The organism is Agrobacterium sp. YIC 4121, assembly GCF_002008205.1.
Taxonomy (GTDB): domain Bacteria; phylum Pseudomonadota; class Alphaproteobacteria; order Rhizobiales; family Rhizobiaceae; genus Agrobacterium; species Agrobacterium leguminum.
The window spans coordinates 605,232-623,676 of sequence record NZ_MRDI01000003.1 but is presented as its reverse complement, the minus strand read 5'-3'; the positions used below and the strand labels follow the sequence as shown (position 1 = coordinate 623,676).

Sequence of the window (18,445 nt, the reverse complement as noted above, 5' to 3'; positions counted from 1 at the left end):
CGACGTCTTGCCATGGTCAACGTGACCGATCGTGCCAATGTTGACGTGCGGCTTATTGCGCTCAAACTTGCTCTTTGCCATGTGAATTGCTTCCTGTGAACGTGAAGTAGTTTCCCCGGCGTACCGGTTTGGTGTCGCCGTTTAAGGCTTTGTAAGCGAATGCGCAAGACTTAATTGTGAAAGCGCCTTCGCGCGCGCCCTAAGCGTGCCTTGAGGCCCGTATATGGTATCTGATTTGCGACATTCAAACCCTCGCAAAGGCGAAGCGGACATCGGCCCGACGAGCCCGTCCTCCCGACTGGCCGATCACTAAATAAGATATTTCTATCACAACTTCTTTACCTGCACCGGCATGATGGCTTAAGGACATTTCATCGCCGGGGGGAGACGGGCGACTGGAATCCGGCGCAGGCGCGCCATCCCAAGCCATATCTCGATCCGTCGCTTCCCTCGCGACCTCTCTATCCGTTTCAGGACCATCCCATGGAAATCTTCACAGCCGCCGGTTTCACGGCATTCTTACAGGTCATCGCAATCGACCTCGTGCTGGCGGGCGACAACGCCATCGTCATCGGCCTTGCCGCCGCCGGTCTGCCCGCCCACCTCCGCCGCAAGGCGATCCTGGTCGGCATCATCGCCGCCACGGTTCTGCGCATCGGCTTTGCCGCCGTCACCGTGCAGCTTCTCGCCATTGTCGGCCTGCAATTGTTCGGCGGCCTGCTGCTCGCCTGGGTGTGCTGGAAGATGTGGACGGAACTGCGTGAGGCCGCAGGCTCCATCGAAGACGAGGTGACGGACGAAGAGGCCGACCTGACGAAGGGTCACAAGACCTTCTTCCAGGCCGCGACCCAGATCGTCATCGCCGATGTTTCCATGTCGCTGGATAATGTCCTTGCCGTCGCCGGCGCCGCGCAGGAACATGTGACGGTGCTCATCATCGGCCTCGTCGTTTCGATTGCGCTCATGGGTCTTGCCGCCAACTTCGTCGCCAAGCTGCTGCACCGCTATCGCTGGATTTCCTATCTCGGCCTGATGGTCATCATCTACGTCGCCCTCAACATGCTGTATCACGGCACGCTCGAGGTTCTGCCCTATCTCCAGCCCTATCTGAGCTGAAACGACCAGCAGAAACGCTTCTCCACAAGGCCCGGAAACGCCAGTTTCCGGGCTTTTTTCATGGCCTGCGCCCATCAGGCCCCCTCACCCTCCTTGCCGTCGCAGGACAGGAAGAATCAATCGCCGCGCTTGCTGCAACATCGGGAGAAGACAGGGAAATCGTGAATTTTCGCCGATGGATTCTGGCAATTGAGGTCAGCCACGGGCAAGCCTACGGAGCTAATTAATAAGTCATAATAATAAAAAGAAAGGTAAAGCTGCCAATGGCTTATGACTGGAGCGGCGGTCGTACCCGCCGCCTTCGCAGGGTGAGGCTCGGTGTTGTCGCCAGCTCTCTTATCCTGCTGGCGCTTCTTGCGTCGCTCGTTCTTGGCTGAACGCGCCGCGCGCGCACTCCCACGCTGACCGGCGGCATGGCAAGGTTTTCAAAAACCGCCCTGCCGCCGCTCCTTTGCGGGAACGAGCAGATGCTCAGGATTTCCTGGCCTCGACGCAATGAACCGGCTTTTTCATCTCCGGATCCGCCATCAGATCGTAAAGATCCGCCTCCTCGCCCTTCGACCACCAGACATAAATGCCGCCCTGATATTTGGCGCCTGACCCGGCAATGACATTTGCGGCAACGGTGACGCCATCCTTCAGCCCAAGCCGCACGAGGCTGATCTCACCGGCATTGAAATAGACGGCCTCCACCTTGTCGGCGGCGCATTGGTAGACGGTCTCCACCTTTTCAACCGTCGTGTCATTCGGGAGCGGAATCACCAGCTCTTCAGCCATGGCGCCGGTAGCGACCGACATGGAGAAAGCTGCAAGGCACGTCGCGGCAACGGATTTTTTTCATGATGACCCTTTCCTGATCTCACCGAACCATAAGGTCACGCCAGCAAAACCGAAATGGGGCGGCCGCCTCTCACCATATCAAATTTTCGGGAATATCGGCCTCGCAGGCATGTGGCGGCTTAATCGCCGCACAGGCCCTGCGGCACTTTCATTCAGGCCGGCAAGCTGTGATAAAACCTATCGAAACAGCCAATAAACGACGCCGAGGATCACCGTCCACATCAGCAGCGATATGGCCAGCACGGTGAGATAGTTTCGAAATCGTCTGGTCATCCGCCCACATTGCCGGCGAGCCGTCGTCGGACAGCCGCAGCCGTTGAATTGCTGGATGCGGATCAAGCCGCAGGGTCAAGTCTTTCTATCAAGAGACTGAATCGCAAGCCATTCGCAGATTTTACCCGCCCGAAAACGGGGTTGCCCCATGCGACACGTTTCCACCCTCCAAGGAATGGACTCATCCGCGATCAGGTCCTGATCGCGGCCAGGAAGGGATATCCGCATCTGCTGGCGAATGACGGGAAGGAAAAAGGGGGGCGAGGAGAAACGATCGCGACCGAATCGACTCGCGCGTTATCCGAAACCCTGCCGGATAACGCGCTAACGCCAGAGGTAATCCGCCCCCGCCTGTCTCAGCTTTTCAGGGCCGTGTTGCACAGGCTCCAGTAGCCGCCGCCCTTCTGGATCCATTTCAGATCGCCGAGCGTGCCGTCATTCTTGTTCTTGTGATAGGAGTCGACACAGGTTTTCAGGCGCGCCTTTGCGGGCGTCTCGCTTGAGTATTTCTTATCGACAGCACTCGGGAAAGCGACGCCCTTCGGGGCCTTTGTCGTCGCTTTTTCGGGTTCTTTTTCGGTGGTGGCCGCGACCTGCTTGTCGTCGGCCGCATCCTCGGCTGCCGCCTCGCTGCCGCAGAACTTGGCGCGATAGTCGTTCCACTTGACGTCCTTGGCCGACCCATCGGCTTTCGCCGCCTGATATTTCACGCTGCACTCCTTCATGGTGAGTGCGGCTGCGGGGGAGACAAACGCCGCCGATGCCAGCAGCGCAAAGGATGAGAGAATGACAACCCTGTTAAACATTGAAGACTCCCGTTTGCATGATTGCCGGCCGACTATCTGACCGGATTTTCCGCTTGTCAACGAGCAGTGCGAAAGGACGGAGAAGCGAAGCAGGCGGGAATGGAACTTGCTCACCGGACACATCATTTTCCCGTTGAAGGCAGCATCGCACCGTCATCATGAAAGCCGCCGCAGGACCGAAAGCATCCCAATATTGCCGCTTCAACCGCCTCCCGCGCCCAGCCTGGAGAATCACGTGTTCGTGTGGCGTCAATCCTTCGCCGGAACGAATTTCCTAAGTTTTCGTTAGCATACCGAACGAATAACGAGGATTTATCGATGTTGAGGATGCCGAAGACCATCTCCGCGCTCGCTCTTGGCGTCGCGATATCTGCCGCTGCTGTCGTGCCCGCCCATGCGTTGAGCCTCATACAGCCGGCCTACGAAACACAGGCGCAGGCGCAGAATTCAAATCAGCGAGGCTACCCGGCGTCTGCCTTTGCGGCAGGCAAAGGCGAAGAAGCCGTGCCTAACGGCTACGCCCTGTCTCAAGCCGAGATCAACCATATAAAATGGTGTGCGGCGCGTTACACATCCTACCACCCCACCGACAACAGCTATATGGCGCCTGCCGGCACGCGGACGCAGTGCCGCTCACCCTATTGATTCGGTGAGGCCCGGGGGAACATCTCCAGCCCGGGCCGTTGCCGACAAGATAAAATTTACCTTAAATTCGACTGATCTGAACCTTTTGCCCGGCGAACCGTTTGAACGCGTGCCAACGGGGAAAACGCGATGTTCTGGAATCTGGAAAAGCTTGAGCAGGAGCGACTTGATCTGATCGAGGTCATCACGGCCCTGCGTCGCGTGGAGCGCCTGTCGAAAACGGATCGCACCTCGATCTTTGAGGAAATCACGGCGCATATGGGAAGGCTGAGTGAACTGGACGCGGAAAAACTGCGGATCCAGTCGGCGCTGGAGCCATCCTGAACACGCGTTCTGCATGGCCGCAGCTCCCAGACGCAGTCAGACCTCATAACAGGGCGCTCAGGAAGAACGCTTCCTACAGGTGGAAAATGCCAGAAGACGGCCGCATGTTTCCGCCGAGGCTAAAGGCACCAACCCGCTTGTGGCTGAGCTTGCGACAACCGACAGTCAGGTCAATCTCCTTGCGTCCTACGATGCGGAATCGGGCCGGATGCGTATCGTGCCGGTCGCAACCGGCAAGACGGACGAAAAATCGTTAGAATTGTGGCTCGTCATGGATGGTTCAAGACACTCTCGCTTGGCGTTTTCCAGCCGGGCACGAACGGCGACCTCGTCATTCCCGCCGACATGCGCGGCACCATAACGGATGGAACGACCTTCGCAATCAGCGTGGAGCCCTTTGGAGGCTCTCCGACCGGTCAGGCAACCGGCCCGTTCATCGCTATCGGCACGGCGCGGCATCTGTGAGTTGTCAAACCGGTTTAGCACCGCCTGAGAGAAGCTTCTGCGCCGCTCTCATTATTGGCAGTGGTAAAAGCAGAAAATCAATCCTGCCGCTTCTCATGCCATGTCATCGTAAAACGCGTTCCCTGCCTCAACTCGGGATGCGTATGGGTCTGCTCGACACGTGCACCGATATTCTGCGCCATCGCCATGATCAGCTTCGTACCGAGGCCTGTGCCACGCGGAGTCGAATTTGACGGCACGCCGACGCCGTCATCCTCCACCAGCAGAACAAACTGTCCATCATCTTCGGAGAGTTTGACGCGAACCGTACCGGTCTGGTCAGGATAAGCATATTTCAGCGCATTGGTCAGAAGCTCGGTTATGATGACACCAAGCGCCACGGCATGATCCGCCTTGAGATCGATTTCGCAAAGCGAAGTCTCGACCGTGACGGAAGAAGAGCCGGGCACCGCCTGGAACAGGTCGCCGATGATGGAGGTTAGATAGGAACTCAGGGAGACCAGCCCGACATTGGCGGTATTATAGAGGCTGCGGTGCACGCCGGCGATGGCCGAAATCCTGCTTTGCGTTTCCAGCAACGCGGTTTCCGCTTCCTGCGATTTCAGGGTGTTTATTTGCAAGCGGATCATGGCCGACACCAGCGATAGGCTGTTCGCGACACGATGGTTCATCTCCTTCACCATCATTTCCGCGTGTTCTTTGGCCTTTACCAGCAAACGATCGGCCTCTTCCTTGGTCTGGCGCAGGCGATGGTTTTCCAATGCCTGCTCGATTGCCGTGAGCAGAAGCGGAAAGAAGTCGTCCCCGACATTCTTGATGACGTAGTCGGCAGCACCCGCCTTGAGCGCGTCTATGGCGATCTGGGCCTCGTTGGACCCCGTCACATAGAGAACAGGAGCCCTTGCCGGTATCGTCTGGATCGCGGCAAGAAATTCCATGCCAGTTGCCGTCTGGAAATAGTGGTCGAGAACGACGACATCGAACTGCCCGTTTTGAAAAAGCTCGAGACCGGAAGCGACCGAGGTGGCGTGAACCACCTCCATACCGTGACGACCAAGAACGCGGCTCGAAAGCCGAGCCAAAGCCGGGTCGTCATCGACGTACAAAACGCGCAAAGCCATCATGCCTTCAAGGTATCTGAATTACGGAAAAGAACAGGCCGAGATTTTTGATGGCGTTGGCAAAGCCCTCATAGTCGACCGGCTTGGTTATATAAACATTCGCGCCAAGATCATAGCATTTCTGAATTTCAGTCTCATCGTCGGTCGTTGTCAAAACCACCACAGGCAAGCGGCGGGTATATTCATTGCTCTTGATCTGCTCGAGAATGTTAAGGCCCGACATATCCGGAAGATTGAGATCGAGCAGGACGAGAAGATAGCGGTCCTTGCTGACAAGCCCATCCCGACTTTCGCCTAATATGAAATCCAGCGCCTTGGCGCCAAGCGTAAAAGGCACGATCTCGTTGTTCACGCCGGCACGCCGCACATTCTTCTCGATCAGCCGGGCATGGCCTTCGTCATCTTCGATCATCACGATCGTTACTTCCTGACCGGTCGCTTTCATTTTTCGCCTTCCTTGGTGACTCGTCTGAGATCGCTCGGCATCAGCAGGATGAATGTACTGCCCTCACCGAGTTTAGACTCGACTTTAATGTCACCTCCTAAATTTCTGATTAGCGAACGAACATGCGCGAGACCAATGCCCTCTCCCGGCTGGTCCTGACTGCCCGCCCGGCGAAAGAGCTCGAAAATCCGTTCAAGATCCTGTTCGCCGATACCGCGCCCGTTGTCGGCGACCTCGATACAAATCGCCCCCCGCCCGGCTGGATAGGCTCGTGCCGTCAGCCTCAGCGGACGGCCAGGCATCTGGTATTTCACCGCATTGTCGAAAAGATTTCCAAGAATCTGATCAAGGGATATTCGATCGGTCACGATCGTCAGCTTCGGCGTATCGACCTCAATCTCACCGCCATTGGCGTTGATCTGGTGACGCACCGTCTCAGACAGCGACGAAAGCAACATTTCGATATCAACCTTTTCCGGCTGTAGCTTTCGCTGGCCGTCGCGGGATATTTTAAGGATGGCGTTGATCAGCTGATCCATTTTGCGGGTAGACGAGCGAATGAAGCCGATAGCCTCTGGAATATCCTCTTCAACAGCCAGCCGCGCCTCACGGATAACATCTTCCGGCAGCGACTCGCCATCTGCGAGAACATAACGGCTCACCGGCTTCAGCGATGTATCGAATTCGGAGAGGAAGCCCATGATATTGACGAGCGGCGCGCGCAGGTCATGCGTTACGATATAGGCGAAGCGCTGAATTTCCTGATTGGCTCGCCGGAGATCGCGCGTTCTTTCCTCTACACGTTCTTCAAGATGACGATTGAGTTCATCGACATCCTCCCGCGACCTTGTCAGGGCGCGGATATAGGTGAAGACAAGGAAGATCGAACCACCCACCACAATGAGGATGGCGAGCGCACCGCCGACCGTCACCCACCGCAGCGTATTGGCAGCCCCCAGCTGATCCGCAACGATGATGCGCAAGCGATCATCTGTGTCCGATTGCAGGTCAGACAGAATACTCCTGATCTCGTTCATGAAGCGTTTGCCGTCATTATTGCGGACGACCTCAACCGCCTCCGTTATTCGGCCCGCACGCTGCAGATCTATGGTCTCGCGGGTCTCGGCCAACTTCGCGTCGATTGCCTGCCTCAGGCCCGAAAGAGACTGCTTGTATTGCTCGTCTTCCGTCAGAAGATCGAAAAGTCTTGACTGGCGTTGAGGCAAGCCACGCAGGGCTTCTTCATAAGGCAGAAGATAATCGCGATTATTGGTCAGCAGATATCCCCTCTGGCCGGTTTCGATGTCCTGCATCGTCGTCAGCACATCCAAAACAGCGGCACGGAAACGTCGGAGTTCCGCTGTTTCCTGGGAATAGCGGTTATTCACCTGCACAAGCCACAACGACATGGAGACCATGCCAATCAAAATCGCAACACCCACGGCAAGCATCAAAAGGCTTCGTTGGGCAAACGGTGAAAAACCAGTCACAGAAACACATTCCCGGTAGGCACGAATTGAGTTTGCAAACTAGAGTACGACGACATCACAGGCGACTGTTTTCTTTTTATTTATGGAAGGAACCAGTTGGGGACTTAGGGGTTTTGCAATGTTGATTGGCGGTGCCAGACTGAGCCCAAATGACGAAAATGCGGTAACAATGAGCTATAGTTTCCAGGGAAAACAAATCCTCGTGTTGGAGGACGACGCGCTTCTGGCGATGGATATGGAGGATTTCCTTTCCGATCTGGGAGTCAATGTCGTCGGGCCGGTTTCGCACATCGGTGCCGCCCTAGAGAAAATAAACGACACCGATCTGGATGGCGCCGTCATCGATCTCAATTTGCGAGGCGAATTGTCCTTACCCGTCATTGAAGAGCTCAAGGCGGCAAACATCCCCTTCGTCATCTGCAGCGGATATGCGGAGATACCCGGGGTCCGCGCGCAGCTCGACGGGCTGACGGTCGTCTCCAAACCCTGCGATTTCGACAATCTGTCGCGTGTTCTGGCGAACGAGTTTTCACTGACCAACTAAGTGCGGGGCCAATCTCGGTCTGATGCCCCACTCGGCTTCTTTTCGTCTGGCGACTTAGTTCAGGGGAAAAATGACCTGATATCGCAAGCCGTCGCGATCATAGCGAATTTCGCTTTCCGCCTGCAATTCGTATTGCACACCCCTTGTTATCAGGGTTGTTCCAAATCCGGTATCCTGCGGCACGGAAACAGGCGGGCCGCCACTTTCCTGCCACCGCAGGTCGATGCAGTCATGGCCGTCTCCGTTCAGAATCTTTCTCCAGACAACCTCGACCTTTCCGTTTGCGCCGGAAAGAGAACCGTATTTCTGGGCATTTGTGGCTAGCTCGTGCAGGATCATCCCCAGCGCCAGCGCCGATTTCGGCGACACCTGTACGTCATCCGGACCGTCGAGCTCGATCCTGCTCGCAAAGGTGTTATGCGGCTCGATCGCCCGCGTCACGACATCCCTCAGATTCGTCTCACCCCAATTACTCTGAAAAAGCAGCGCATGGCTCTCCGCAAGGGCACTCACGCGGGCCACCAGCCGTTCTTGGTAATCCTTGATGGAGGTGCTGCCTTTGGCCGTTCTGCGAATGATTGAAACGACCATCGCCATCGTGTTCTTGACGCGATGGCTGAGCTCACGAACGAGCAGCTCCTTGTGCAGCTCCGCCCGCTTTCGCTCCTGTTTCTCCCGGGCTTCCGCCAGCGCGCGCTCGACAGCGGATGGCAGTCTCACAAGCCGCTGCTTGAGAACATAATCCGTCGCCCCGCGGCGGAATGCATCGATCGCCGCGTCCTCGCCTAAGACACCGGACACGAAAATGAACGGCGTATCGGGTCTTCTCGCCATAACGACATCGAGCGCCGACATGCCATCGAAGTCCGGCAAGGAGAAATCCGCGAGAATGATATCGAACTGCTGTTTTTCCAACGCCTCAATGAACGATGCCTTGCCGACGGCTCTCGTTACCGCAGGTGGCGGCGAAAGGCGTGAAAGCTGTTCTTCGATCAGTTCGGCATCCACAGAACTGTCTTCCAGGAGAAGAAGTCTGCTTGCCTCCATTCGCGACACCGCCTCATCCGCCATTGCGATGTGCACCCGGTGGCGGTTCGTTCAGAAGAGCCCAGAAGACGCCAAGATCCTGTATCGCCTTGAAGAACTGGTTGAATTCCACAGGCTTGACGACAAAAGCGTTCACGCCGAGTTCGTAGCTCCTGACGAGATCCTGTTCTTCTCGCGAAGACGTCAGCATGACGACCGGAATGTGCCGCAAGTGATCGCTGCCCTTGACCGTCTGCAACACCTCAAGCCCATCCACTTTCGGCAGTTTGAGGTCGAGAAGAACTACCGCCGGATCACCAGCCGAGCGGTTATGATAGCTACCGGTTACATTCAGATAGTCGAGTGCCTCGGTGCCATCGCGTGCCACCACCACCTCATTCGCCAATTGGCATTTTTCAAGAGCGGTCAGCGTTAGTTCCAGATCGCGTGGATTGTCTTCCACCAGCAGAATGGGTCTGAGTTCAGGCAATTTTTTCCTCTTCAACTTTCATAACCGGCAATGTGAAGAAGAACGTGGCTCCCTCACCGACAGTTCCCTCGGCACCGACCGAACCGTGATGGCGTTCGACAATTCGTCGCACCAGCGCCAGTCCAATGCCCGTTCCCTCGAAATCCTCTACCCGCTGCAACCTCTGGAACACACCAAAAAGCTTGCTGTAATAGGCCATATCGAAGCCAACACCATTGTCTTCGACCGAATAAGTGACGTCATCCTCGGTTTCAACCGCAGAAATGGTGATGATCGAGACCGGCTCCCGAGACGAATATTTGATGGCATTTTCGATGAGATTGTACCAGACCTGCCGCAGCAGGGTCGCATCCCCGAATATCACCGGTAACTCTCCGATGCGCCACTCTATCTGGCGATCCGCAACGGCGGGCGCCAGAGAGCGACGAACTTCGCTCACCACCTTCTGCATATCCACGGGTTTCAGGGTGAGTTGCGTGCGGCCAAGCTGTGAAAAATTCAGGAGATCATCCACCAGCCTGCCGGCACCCAGCGCCGCCTCTGATATCATCTGCAGATAATGCAGGGATTTCTCGTCCAGAACATTGCTGCGCTCCCGCAGTAACTGCGCAAACCCGACAATATGACGGAACGGGGCACGCAGGTCGTGCGAAACGGAATAGGAAAATGCCTCCAACTCTTTGTTGGTCCGCTGCAATTCCCGTGTCAGATCCGCCATCTCCTCGGCCTTGCGCAGGACAATGCCGATGATCGCGCTGCGAAGCTCCCTCGCCGCCGCAAGCTCGGCCTCCGACCATGGAGAAGACGTATTGCGCAATTGCTCCTTCCAGATTTCAAAGGACTTGCGCGGATGAATGCGCCCGCTCTCCTGCACCGTCTTGTGCGGATCACCGCCCCAGCGCACCGTTTTTATGACTTCCGGCCGAAACCAGATAAGCCAACTGCCGTGCAATTCCGAAACCCGCATCGCAATAATTCCGCTTGCGGCGGCAGCATAGGCCTCAGCGGCAGCGTAATCGCCGGCCAGATTGTCGGTTGCAAAAACATCCACAACGTCCTTCTCTGCGAACCATAAGACAAGCTCTTCAACTTGCTGCCGTGACGGCGTTCTGCCGACAAGCTCATAGTCGTCGCCAAGGACGAGTGCAGCGCCGTCCGCTCCCACCTGTTTCAGCAGGTCGTTTTTTTCGTCGTCACCCGCAAGCAGTCCATCAACCCATTTTTCGGCGGCGGCCATGCCTTTCAAGAGACGCGCCTGAATTTGGCCAAGCTCCACCCGGCGGAATGCATCCTGGGAACTCTGCTCGGCCGCGATCCGCATAGACAGGAGCTGTGCCGCAAAATCACAGGCTTCACGGACGGCAAAGGATGCCGAATGGGGTGTCGCATGGTGGCAGGCGATCAAGCCCCACAGAGTGCCATTAACGATGATAGACACGGACATCGAAGCGGCCGTGCCCATATTGCGCATATATTCGAGATGAACCGGCGACACGCTGCGAAGCTGCGAAAAGCTCATATCCAGCACCGCTCCCGTTTCCGCATTGACCGGCGGTCTGATCGGGACAGGCTTATAATCGACATCGGGAATCATTCGCAGGCGATTGATGGTGTAGAGCTGCCGCGCCTGCGGCGGGATATCGCCCGCCGGAAAGCGAAGTCCGAGATAAGACGGCAAAGTCCCGCTTCCGGCTTCCGCCACGACATGGCCGCTCCAGTCCAGTCCGAAATCATAAATCAAGGTACGATCATAACCGCTGATCGAGGACACCAATTGCGCGGTCCGCGAAAGAGCGTCCTCCAGCGATGGCGCGCTGTTCAGATATTGCGCCAGATTGGTAAGTTCGCCCATCAGCTTTTCAGCCGACTCGCCCTCTCTTGCCTTTTCCACCTCGAGAATAACCAAAGTCCCTGATCGATGCGCCGAAACATCGAGTTTCTTTTCGGCCCACGCATATCGGAAGTTGCTCTCTTCGGAGGAATACCAGACGGAGAGTGCGGAGATGAAAGGCAAGATTTTTTCGGTGACGACGACCCCGATTGGCAGGGCCACACCAATATAATCGGCAAGATTATCGCTCGCCTGCACCAGGGAAAATTCCCGCGCGGACAGAGCCAGAAGGGCCCCATGTTCCTGAATAGCACCGGGAATGTGGATGGGCTCGGCGCCGCAACTATCCAGTTTCGGCGTATTTGAACTCATAACTTTCTCCAGCCGCTCTCTTTGCAAGAACGTTCGACCTGCTCAAAAGATGCCGCCAACCTATTGATTATTGCGAAGATGTAAACGCTCGTTTTGGCAAGAGGTTGAAATGGCGCCCATATGACGTCAATGCGATTCATGGCTGGCAGAACCGTGACGGTGAAAAGCTCGCGTGCCGGACCATCCCACAGAAATAGGCGCTACACGCGCACGGCAAAGCGAAGGGAAGCCAGCAATTGAGGGAATTTATCGATTTTTTCAGGGCTAGCTGGAGCGGGTAGCGGGAATCGAACCCGCGTATTCAGCTTGGAAGGCTGCTGCTCTACCATTGAGCTATACCCGCGGTGGTGATTTCGATCCGTGCAGAATGGTGGAGGGAGTTGGATTTGAACCAACGTAGGCGTAGCCAACGGATTTACAGTCCGTCCCCTTTAACCACTCGGGCATCCCTCCAGCTTTCTGCTAGGATCGAGCGACCAAGCTCTTCAGATTTCGCTGCGGCGAAGCGCCGTTGCGTCGTCTGTGGCGCGTATATGACGGCCTCATTCGTTTCTGTCAACACGCCCTTTCACGAATTTTCGGGAAAAAATTCAAACCTCTTTACGGCCCTGTGGATTATCGCGGGGGCTGGTGCGCGCCTCCCGGCGGAGATATAAGGCGCCATGAGCAAAGACGATCCCAAGAACAAATCCACCCGCGACACGCACTATGCCAACCTGCGCCGCGCCGTGCGCGACGCCAAGCGCGAGCGCGGCGAAATTCCGACCCCGCAGCAGCCAAGGCGCAAGAACCGCGGCGCGGACGACTGGAAGCCGCCGCAGCTTGCGCCCGATCAGGTGCATCTTTACGGCCTGCATACCGTGCGTGCGGCACTCGCCAATCCCGAACGGCAGATCGTCAAGCTCTTCGTCACCCAGAACGCCTTTGCGCGTCTCGATATCGGCGAGGCCGATGCCCAGCCCTTCCCGGTCGAGATGGTTTCGCCTCAGGATATCGACCGTGTGCTCGGTCCCGAGGCCATCCACCAGGGCGTGATGCTGGAAACCCGGCCGCTGCCGGTCAAGCGTCTCGGCGCGCTGAAGGACAGCCCGCTCATTCTCGTGCTCGATCAGGTCACCGATCCGCACAATGTCGGCGCCATCATGCGCTCGGCGGTCGCCTTCAACGCCGGCGCCGTCATTACCACCATGCGCCACAGCCCGACCGAGTCGGGCGTGCTGGCGAAATCGGCTTCCGGTGCGCTGGAGCTCATTCCCTATATCCAGATCACCAATCTGGCCGATGCGCTCGGCGAGTTGCACAAGCTCGGCTTCTTCTCCGTCGGTCTGGATTCGGAAGGCCCCGCCCCCATCGAGCAGACCTTCAGCGGTGAAAAAATCGCTCTGGTGCTGGGCGCCGAAGGCAAGGGCCTGCGCCAAAAAACGCGCGAAACCGTCTCGGCGCTCGCCCGTCTCGATATGCCCGGCGAGATCAAATCGCTCAACGTTTCGAATGCGGCAGCCATCGCCCTTTATGCAACGCAGCAATTTCTGGGCAAAGCGTCGTCCTGACGCTTCGCCTTCCTTGCGAAATCGCAAAGCGCAACGCATGCTGCGCTTTTTCGCAAGGAGCAAATTTCAACATGACCGAGCAGACCATCAAACCGACCGGCGAGCTGACGCTCAGAACGCTTGCCATGCCGGCCGACGCCAATCCGGCCGGCGATATTTTCGGGGGCTGGGTCATGTCGCAGATGGACTTGGCGAGCGGTATCCGTGCAGCAGAGCGTTCCCGCTGTCGCGTCGTCACCGCGGCGGTCAAGGAAATGGCCTTCGAGTTGCCGGTGAAGATCGGCGACACGCTGTCCATCTATACCGACATCGCCCGCGTTGGCCGCACCTCCATCACGCTGACGGTGGAAGCCTGGGCGCAGCGGTCGCGTTATGACAAGCTGGAAAAAGTCACCGCCGGAACCTTCATCATGGTGGCGATGGACGAAAACGGACAACCCACGCCCATTCCGGCAGCGGAATAAGCGCGCTGCGGCGCTGGGCTCCAGCGCCGCTCTCCATTTAAGCGGCACGTATAACAATAAGCAGCATCGGCATCCCACGCCTTGCCGGGATCGTTATTGCCCCTCACTTCCCGTCATTGTGTCGCGGTGACATTTCGCCGCAAATATGACATTCCGATTGCATGGGATTTATTCGCAGGATCATGCAGGACAGAAGTTCGGCTGGCGCCATCGCCATGCTGGCGGTTCTGCTTTTCCTTTTGCAGGGCCTCGCCAACGGCCTGACAAGCGGCAACATGGCGATGGCCGCGCTGGCGGCGGATGAGATCATCTGTTCCAGCCATTTGCCGGAAGGCGGCTCCGGCAAACAGAACCCTGCCGGCAAGATCGCCGACGACTGTTGCGGCACGCTCTGCCGTCTGGCTTCGGCCACGGCCGCCGCTCTTCCGGTTATTCCCGTCGAGCGCGCGGACAATATTCTTCCTGCGGTCGAAGTCACCTTCCTGAACATCGAGGCGGCGTTGCCGCCATCGCCGCCCAATCTGGAATCGCGCCCACGCGCACCCCCCTCCGCTCCGCGACGCTAGAACACTGTCCGGCCTCCCGGAAAATCAATTCTCTTGCGGAGACATCCATGTCCGTTACGACCTCTTTCGAGGGCGAGCGCGCGCCTGCGCATTCCTCGTCCGCAAATCTTTACCGCGCCGTATGGCGCTGGCATTTCTACGCCGGTCTCTTTGTCCTGCCCTTCATGATATCGCTCGCCGTCACCGGTGCGCTGTATCTCTTCCGGGACGAGTTCGATAATCTCATCCATTCAGACCTGAAGCGGATCGAAGTGGTGCAAAATGCGCCGAAAGCGCTGCCTTCCGAGATCGTGAGTGCAGCACTTGCGGCCGTTCCCGGCGCAGCCGTCAAATATACCACCCCCGCCGATCCGGGCGCGTCGGCGGAAATCACCGTCAATACGGCGGATGGAAAGCGGGCCGTCTACGTCAATCCCTACACTGCTGAGGTTGCCGGCTCCCTGCCGGATCGCGGCACCGTCATGTGGACGATCCGCTATCTCCACAGCCTGAAATATTTCGGCACCTATGCCCGCTATCTGATCGAAATCGCTGCCGGCTGGTCCATCCTTCTTGTCGCCACCGGCATCTATCTCTGGTGGCCGCGAAAACAGACCGGCGGTGTCGTGACCGTGCGCGGCACGCCGAAAAAGCGGGTGTTCTGGCGCGATACCCATGCCGTCACCGGCATTTTCGTCGGCTTTTTCATCGTTTTCCTTGCGGTCACCGGCATGCCCTGGTCGGGCGTCTGGGGTGCGAAGATCAATGAATGGGCGAATGGCAGCAACTTCGGATATCCGGCGGGCATTCGCACCGATGTTCCGATGTCGGGCGAACATCTCGACCACGTGGCGAAGACAAGCTGGTCACTGGAGCAGGCGAAAATACCGGAATCCACCCATTCCGCCGAAGACCAGCCAATCGGGATCGACGAGGCGATAGCACATTTCGACGCGCTCGGTCTTGCCGCCGGTTACGCTGTCTCCCTTCCGGGAAAACCGACGGGCGTTTATAGCGGCTCCGTCTATCCCGACGATCTCGCGCAGCAACGGGTCGTCCATCTCGACCAATATAGCGGTAAACCGCTGATCGATATGAGCTACGCCGATTACGGCCCGCTCGGCAAGGCGCTGGAATGGGGCATCAACGTGCATCTGGGCCAGCAATATGGCCTCGCCAACCAGATCGTGCTTCTGGCGGCCTGTATCGGCATTGTGTTGCTTGCCGTATCCGCCGGCATCATGTGGTGGAAACGCCGCCCCAAGGGTTCGCTCGGCGTGCCGCCCCTGCCGCAGGAAAAACGCGTCCTGCACGGTCTACTCGCCATACTCGCCATCGGCGGCATCATTTTCCCGCTGGTGGGCGCGAGCCTGCTGGCCATGCTGGCGCTGGATCTGATCGTACAGTCGCGCCAGAAACGACGCGCGATCTGAAAATGAAAACAGCCGGGCGAAAATCCCGGCTGTTCCCCGTTATCGGCAATGCGACGGCAACGGCCTTCAGAACATCGTATTATTGTTCGCCGCCTTTTCCGGCACCTCCTGGATCACGTCCCAGTGCTCGGTAATCTTGCCATCGGTGACGCGGAAGATATCGACGATGGCCCTACCGCGATCGCCTTCATTTTCCGTTGAATGGATATGCAGATAGACCAGATCGCCATCCGTGGCGCTGCGCACGATCCGCGCTTTCGACTGCGGATTCTCCTTGAAGAAGCCGGTAAAATAATTGACGAACGGCGCCTTGCCGTCCGGCACCATCGGGTTGTGCTGCTTGTAGCCGTCGACGAGGACGGCGGCGCCCTTGTCAACCTCATGCTTGTTGAAGACCGTATCGTAAAACTCGATCACCAGTTTGCGGTTGGCTTCTTCCTGCGCGAAATCCCGCGTTGCGGTTTGCGCCAGAACGGGCGCCGCCATCAAGGCGGGCACGAGGGCGAAAGCGGCGATGGCAAGACGGCGTGTTACGAAATTCATGGGTGTTACCTCTCAATAACCGACGGTGAAACGCTGGCGGGAATGCTGCGGCTTCTCGATTTCATCGACAAGCGCGATGGCATAGTCTTCGAAGGAAATGCGGCTGCCCTCATCGTTGCTGAGGAGATTATCCTTGCCGATGCGGAATTTGCCCGTTCTTTCGCCCGGCACGAACTCGGCGGATGGCGACACGAAGGTCCAGTCGAGCTGCTTTTCCTGTTTCAGCCGGTCCAGGAACTCCGCGCCCTTGGTCGCTTCAGCCTTGTAGGCGGCCGGAAAATCCGGCAGGTCGACCACACGCTGGCCCGGCGCAATTTCAAGGCTGCCGGCGCCGCCGACGACGAGATAGCGCTGAACGCCGGAGGCGCGCACGGCCTCGATCAGCGTTGCCGGATCGCTGGTGGTGAAATGCACCGAACTGATCACGGCATCGTGACCCTTCAGCAGTTCCGAAAGCCCTGCCTGATCGAAAACATCGCCCTTCTTTGCCACCACATTCGGCAGGCTGGCGATCTTTTCGGGATTGCGGGCTATTGCCGTCACCTGATGTCCCCGGTCGGAAAGTTCCTTCAGAATACGGGACCCGGCATTGCCGGAAGCGCCGATGAGCGCGATTTTAGCCATGGCTTCTTTCCTCTTGTCACTATCGTTACCGGTCTAAATTATAGACCGCGAAGAAGAGCTATGGTATCGCAGCCATAGCCGCAAGAAGTCAGCGGCGGCTGATCTGGTCACATGGCGATGACCTGCAAGGGTAACAGGGCAAGGGGTAAGGACATGGCGGATACGCAGACGAAAGAGGTTTTTGCCTTCGACCAGCCCTGCCCCATCCGCGATGTGCTCGACCGTATCGGCGATCAATGGAGCCTTTTGGTTCTGGAAGCCCTGCAGGGCGGCGTGCTGCGCTTCAACGAGCTGAACCGCAGGATCGACGATATTTCCAAGCAGATGTTGTCCCGCACGCTGAAACGGCTGGAAGAAGATGGCTTCATCCGCCGCACGCTTTATGCCGAGGTGCCGCCGCGCGTGGAATATGAGCTGACCAATCTCGGCCGCTCGTTTCTGGTGCCGATGCAATTGCTGGTGCAATGGGCTGACGAGAACCACGTTCGCATCTGCAAGGCCCGCCTGCAATATTCCGAAAACGACAATCGCGGCTGATCCGGAAGCAGGCCGCGTCTAGCCCAGCCGGTAAACCTTGCAGACCAGCCCCGCCGGCTGGCGATAGGTCGTAAATCCCATGGCGTCGTAATAGCTTTGGCCGAGCATGTTGTCCGCACCGATGCTGGCATCGATATTTTTAAGGCCACGCGCCTCCGCCGCCCTGCGCGTTGCCGCGAAGAGGGCGGATCCCACACCTCTTCGTGCCGCCTGCGGGCTGACATGGGTGCCGATGATGCCCCAGCCTTCCGCCACGCCATAGGGATTGTCCGTGCGCGCATAACGCAGCGATTGGAAGCCCAGTATACGCCCGTCATCGTCCTCGGCGACCGAGCATTCGATACGGTCGGCGTGCTGGAGGTAATGCTCCAGCACCGCCGTAATGTCCGTCGGCGCTTTTCGGAGGCCGGCCGAGAATATCTCGTTCTGAACCGCCACCATTCCCGTTGCATCGTCAACTGTCGCAGGCCGTATTTTCATCGATACATCACCTCATATCCGTTGCGACTGGTTCCGGGCCGGCAAGCGCCGGGGTATTTGTTCCTTTTCAGGAGCGGAAAATGAAGGACGCACCGAAAGCGATCAGCGCGAAACCGATCACGTGGTTGATAGTGATGCTTTCCTTAAGCCAGAAGATCGAAAACAGCGCGAAAACCGCGAGCGTGATGACTTCCTGGATGGTCTTGAGCTGCGCGGTCGAATAGACCTCCGAACCGATGCGGTTGGCGGGAACGGCAAGCACATATTCGAAGAAGGCGATGCCCCAGCTGGCGACAATCGCCAGGAAGAGCGCGCTGCCCTTGTGCTTGAGATGGCCATACCAGGCGAAGGTCATGAAAACATTGGAGGCGATGAGCATCAGGACAGGCCAGATATGGGCAGGGCTGATTGAGAACGGCATGATGGGTCCTGGAAAAAAGGGAGGGATGTCATGAAATGCGGCAGGAGAAGGCAGTCAGAA

General features: G+C 57.6%; 21 protein-coding genes, 2 tRNA genes and 2 pseudogenes. 10 read left to right on the top strand and 15 right to left on the bottom strand.

The window, feature by feature from the left end:
• A pseudogene (locus tag BTE54_RS25050) lies at nucleotides 1-81 on the bottom strand (elongation factor Tu); the annotation flags it as partial.
• Nucleotides 82-483: 402 nt separating this feature from the next.
• On the opposite strand from BTE54_RS25050, the gene BTE54_RS07300 reads away from it, so the two are divergent.
• Nucleotides 484-1,116, top strand: a complete 633-nt coding sequence (locus BTE54_RS07300) for a TerC family protein (RefSeq protein WP_003522456.1) — start codon at nucleotides 484-486, stop codon at nucleotides 1,114-1,116.
• Nucleotides 1,117-1,587: 471 nt separating this feature from the next.
• Here BTE54_RS07300 and BTE54_RS07285 read toward each other — a convergent pair whose 3' ends face one another.
• Nucleotides 1,588-1,914, bottom strand: coding sequence for an MliC family protein (locus BTE54_RS07285; RefSeq protein ID WP_078051908.1), 327 nt, complete (start codon nucleotides 1,912-1,914; stop codon nucleotides 1,588-1,590).
• A gap of 671 nt (nucleotides 1,915-2,585) precedes the next feature.
• Nucleotides 2,586-3,035, bottom strand: a complete 450-nt coding sequence (locus tag BTE54_RS07275; protein ID WP_065655883.1) for a hypothetical protein — start codon at nucleotides 3,033-3,035, stop codon at nucleotides 2,586-2,588.
• Between the two features lie 318 nt (nucleotides 3,036-3,353).
• On the opposite strand from BTE54_RS07275, the gene BTE54_RS07270 reads away from it, so the two are divergent.
• The 3 genes and pseudogenes from BTE54_RS07270 to BTE54_RS07260 all read left to right on the top strand — a co-directional run.
• Nucleotides 3,354-3,680: a BA14K family protein gene (locus BTE54_RS07270; RefSeq protein WP_078051907.1), complete on the top strand. Its 327-nt coding sequence runs from the start codon at nucleotides 3,354-3,356 to the stop codon at nucleotides 3,678-3,680.
• A 129-nt stretch (nucleotides 3,681-3,809) separates the two neighbouring features.
• Complete coding sequence (locus BTE54_RS07265) at nucleotides 3,810-4,004, top strand: hypothetical protein (RefSeq protein WP_035263387.1); 195 nt, start codon at nucleotides 3,810-3,812, stop codon at nucleotides 4,002-4,004.
• Between the two features lie 121 nt (nucleotides 4,005-4,125).
• Nucleotides 4,126-4,469 (top strand): annotated as a pseudogene (locus BTE54_RS07260) (anti-sigma factor); the annotation flags it as partial.
• A gap of 77 nt (nucleotides 4,470-4,546) precedes the next feature.
• Here BTE54_RS07260 and BTE54_RS07255 read toward each other — a convergent pair.
• The 3 genes from BTE54_RS07255 to BTE54_RS07245 are packed head-to-tail and all read right to left on the bottom strand — an operon-like array spanning nucleotide 4,547 to nucleotide 7,486.
• Nucleotides 4,547-5,593 carry a response regulator gene (locus BTE54_RS07255; protein ID WP_078051906.1) on the bottom strand — a complete coding sequence of 349 codons (1,047 nt, stop codon included), beginning with the start codon at nucleotides 5,591-5,593 and terminating at the stop codon, nucleotides 4,547-4,549.
• 4 nt (nucleotides 5,594-5,597) lie between these two features.
• Nucleotides 5,598-6,035 carry a response regulator gene (locus BTE54_RS07250; RefSeq protein ID WP_006316407.1) on the bottom strand — a complete coding sequence of 146 codons (438 nt, stop codon included), beginning with the start codon at nucleotides 6,033-6,035 and terminating at the stop codon, nucleotides 5,598-5,600.
• Nucleotides 6,032-7,486 (bottom strand): CHASE3 domain-containing protein, encoded by a 1,455-nt coding sequence (locus BTE54_RS07245; protein WP_078051905.1) that lies wholly within the window; start codon nucleotides 7,484-7,486, stop codon nucleotides 6,032-6,034. Before BTE54_RS07245 ends, BTE54_RS07250 begins: the two co-directional genes overlap by 4 nt.
• A 208-nt stretch (nucleotides 7,487-7,694) precedes the next feature.
• Between BTE54_RS07245 and BTE54_RS07240 the strand changes: the two genes are divergently transcribed.
• Nucleotides 7,695-8,069, top strand: coding sequence for a response regulator (locus BTE54_RS07240; RefSeq protein WP_065655879.1), 375 nt, complete (start codon nucleotides 7,695-7,697; stop codon nucleotides 8,067-8,069).
• Nucleotides 8,070-8,123: 54 nt separating this feature from the next.
• Here BTE54_RS07240 and BTE54_RS07235 read toward each other — a convergent pair whose 3' ends face one another.
• The 5 genes from BTE54_RS07235 to BTE54_RS07215 all read right to left on the bottom strand — a co-directional run bounded on the left by BTE54_RS07235 (nucleotide 8,124) and on the right by BTE54_RS07215 (nucleotide 12,241).
• On the bottom strand, nucleotides 8,124-9,116 hold the full coding sequence (locus BTE54_RS07235; protein ID WP_078051967.1) for an HWE histidine kinase domain-containing protein: 993 nt from the start codon (nucleotides 9,114-9,116) through the stop codon (nucleotides 8,124-8,126).
• A gap of 13 nt (nucleotides 9,117-9,129) precedes the next feature.
• Nucleotides 9,130-9,585: a response regulator gene (locus tag BTE54_RS07230; RefSeq protein WP_065655878.1), complete on the bottom strand. Its 456-nt coding sequence runs from the start codon at nucleotides 9,583-9,585 to the stop codon at nucleotides 9,130-9,132.
• The gene (locus BTE54_RS07225) at nucleotides 9,578-11,788 is read right to left on the bottom strand and encodes an ATP-binding protein (RefSeq protein WP_078051904.1); all 2,211 of its coding nucleotides are present in this window, start codon (nucleotides 11,786-11,788) and stop codon (nucleotides 9,578-9,580) included. The genes BTE54_RS07230 and BTE54_RS07225 overlap by 8 nt, the downstream gene beginning before the upstream one ends.
• 269 nt (nucleotides 11,789-12,057) lie before the next feature.
• A tRNA-Gly gene (locus BTE54_RS07220) sits at nucleotides 12,058-12,131 on the bottom strand.
• Between the two features lie 25 nt (nucleotides 12,132-12,156).
• Nucleotides 12,157-12,241, bottom strand: a tRNA-Tyr gene (locus BTE54_RS07215).
• Nucleotides 12,242-12,450: 209 nt separating this feature from the next.
• Here BTE54_RS07215 and BTE54_RS07210 point away from each other — a divergent pair.
• From BTE54_RS07210 to BTE54_RS07195, 4 genes are all read left to right on the top strand, one after another.
• Entirely contained in the window at nucleotides 12,451-13,338 is an 888-nt protein-coding gene (locus tag BTE54_RS07210) for an RNA methyltransferase (RefSeq protein ID WP_078051903.1), read from the top strand.
• Nucleotides 13,339-13,409: 71 nt separating this feature from the next.
• Nucleotides 13,410-13,802, top strand: coding sequence for an acyl-CoA thioesterase (locus BTE54_RS07205; RefSeq protein WP_063949081.1), 393 nt, complete (start codon nucleotides 13,410-13,412; stop codon nucleotides 13,800-13,802).
• A 161-nt stretch (nucleotides 13,803-13,963) separates the two neighbouring features.
• Complete coding sequence (locus BTE54_RS07200) at nucleotides 13,964-14,368, top strand: DUF2946 family protein (RefSeq protein WP_078051902.1); 405 nt, start codon at nucleotides 13,964-13,966, stop codon at nucleotides 14,366-14,368.
• Nucleotides 14,369-14,415: 47 nt separating this feature from the next.
• Entirely contained in the window at nucleotides 14,416-15,780 is a 1,365-nt protein-coding gene (locus BTE54_RS07195; RefSeq protein ID WP_078051901.1) for a PepSY domain-containing protein, read from the top strand.
• Nucleotides 15,781-15,846: 66 nt separating this feature from the next.
• Here the strand turns inward: BTE54_RS07195 and BTE54_RS07190 are convergent, their stop codons facing one another.
• Both BTE54_RS07190 and BTE54_RS07185 read right to left on the bottom strand, forming a co-directional pair.
• On the bottom strand, nucleotides 15,847-16,323 hold the full coding sequence (locus tag BTE54_RS07190; protein WP_078051900.1) for a nuclear transport factor 2 family protein: 477 nt from the start codon (nucleotides 16,321-16,323) through the stop codon (nucleotides 15,847-15,849).
• Nucleotides 16,324-16,335: 12 nt separating this feature from the next.
• The gene (locus tag BTE54_RS07185; protein ID WP_078051899.1) at nucleotides 16,336-16,947 is read right to left on the bottom strand and encodes an NAD(P)-dependent oxidoreductase; all 612 of its coding nucleotides are present in this window, start codon (nucleotides 16,945-16,947) and stop codon (nucleotides 16,336-16,338) included.
• A gap of 153 nt (nucleotides 16,948-17,100) precedes the next feature.
• On the opposite strand from BTE54_RS07185, the gene BTE54_RS07180 reads away from it, so the two are divergent.
• Nucleotides 17,101-17,484, top strand: coding sequence for a helix-turn-helix domain-containing protein (locus BTE54_RS07180; protein ID WP_065655871.1), 384 nt, complete (start codon nucleotides 17,101-17,103; stop codon nucleotides 17,482-17,484).
• Nucleotides 17,485-17,502: 18 nt separating this feature from the next.
• On the opposite strand, the gene BTE54_RS07175 is transcribed toward BTE54_RS07180, so the two are convergent.
• Nucleotides 17,503-17,925, bottom strand: coding sequence for a GNAT family N-acetyltransferase (locus tag BTE54_RS07175; RefSeq protein ID WP_078051898.1), 423 nt, complete (start codon nucleotides 17,923-17,925; stop codon nucleotides 17,503-17,505).
• A 106-nt stretch (nucleotides 17,926-18,031) separates the two neighbouring features.
• Nucleotides 18,032-18,385: a DMT family protein gene (locus BTE54_RS07170; RefSeq protein WP_003507620.1), complete on the bottom strand. Its 354-nt coding sequence runs from the start codon at nucleotides 18,383-18,385 to the stop codon at nucleotides 18,032-18,034.
• Between the last annotated feature and the right edge of the window lie 60 nt (nucleotides 18,386-18,445).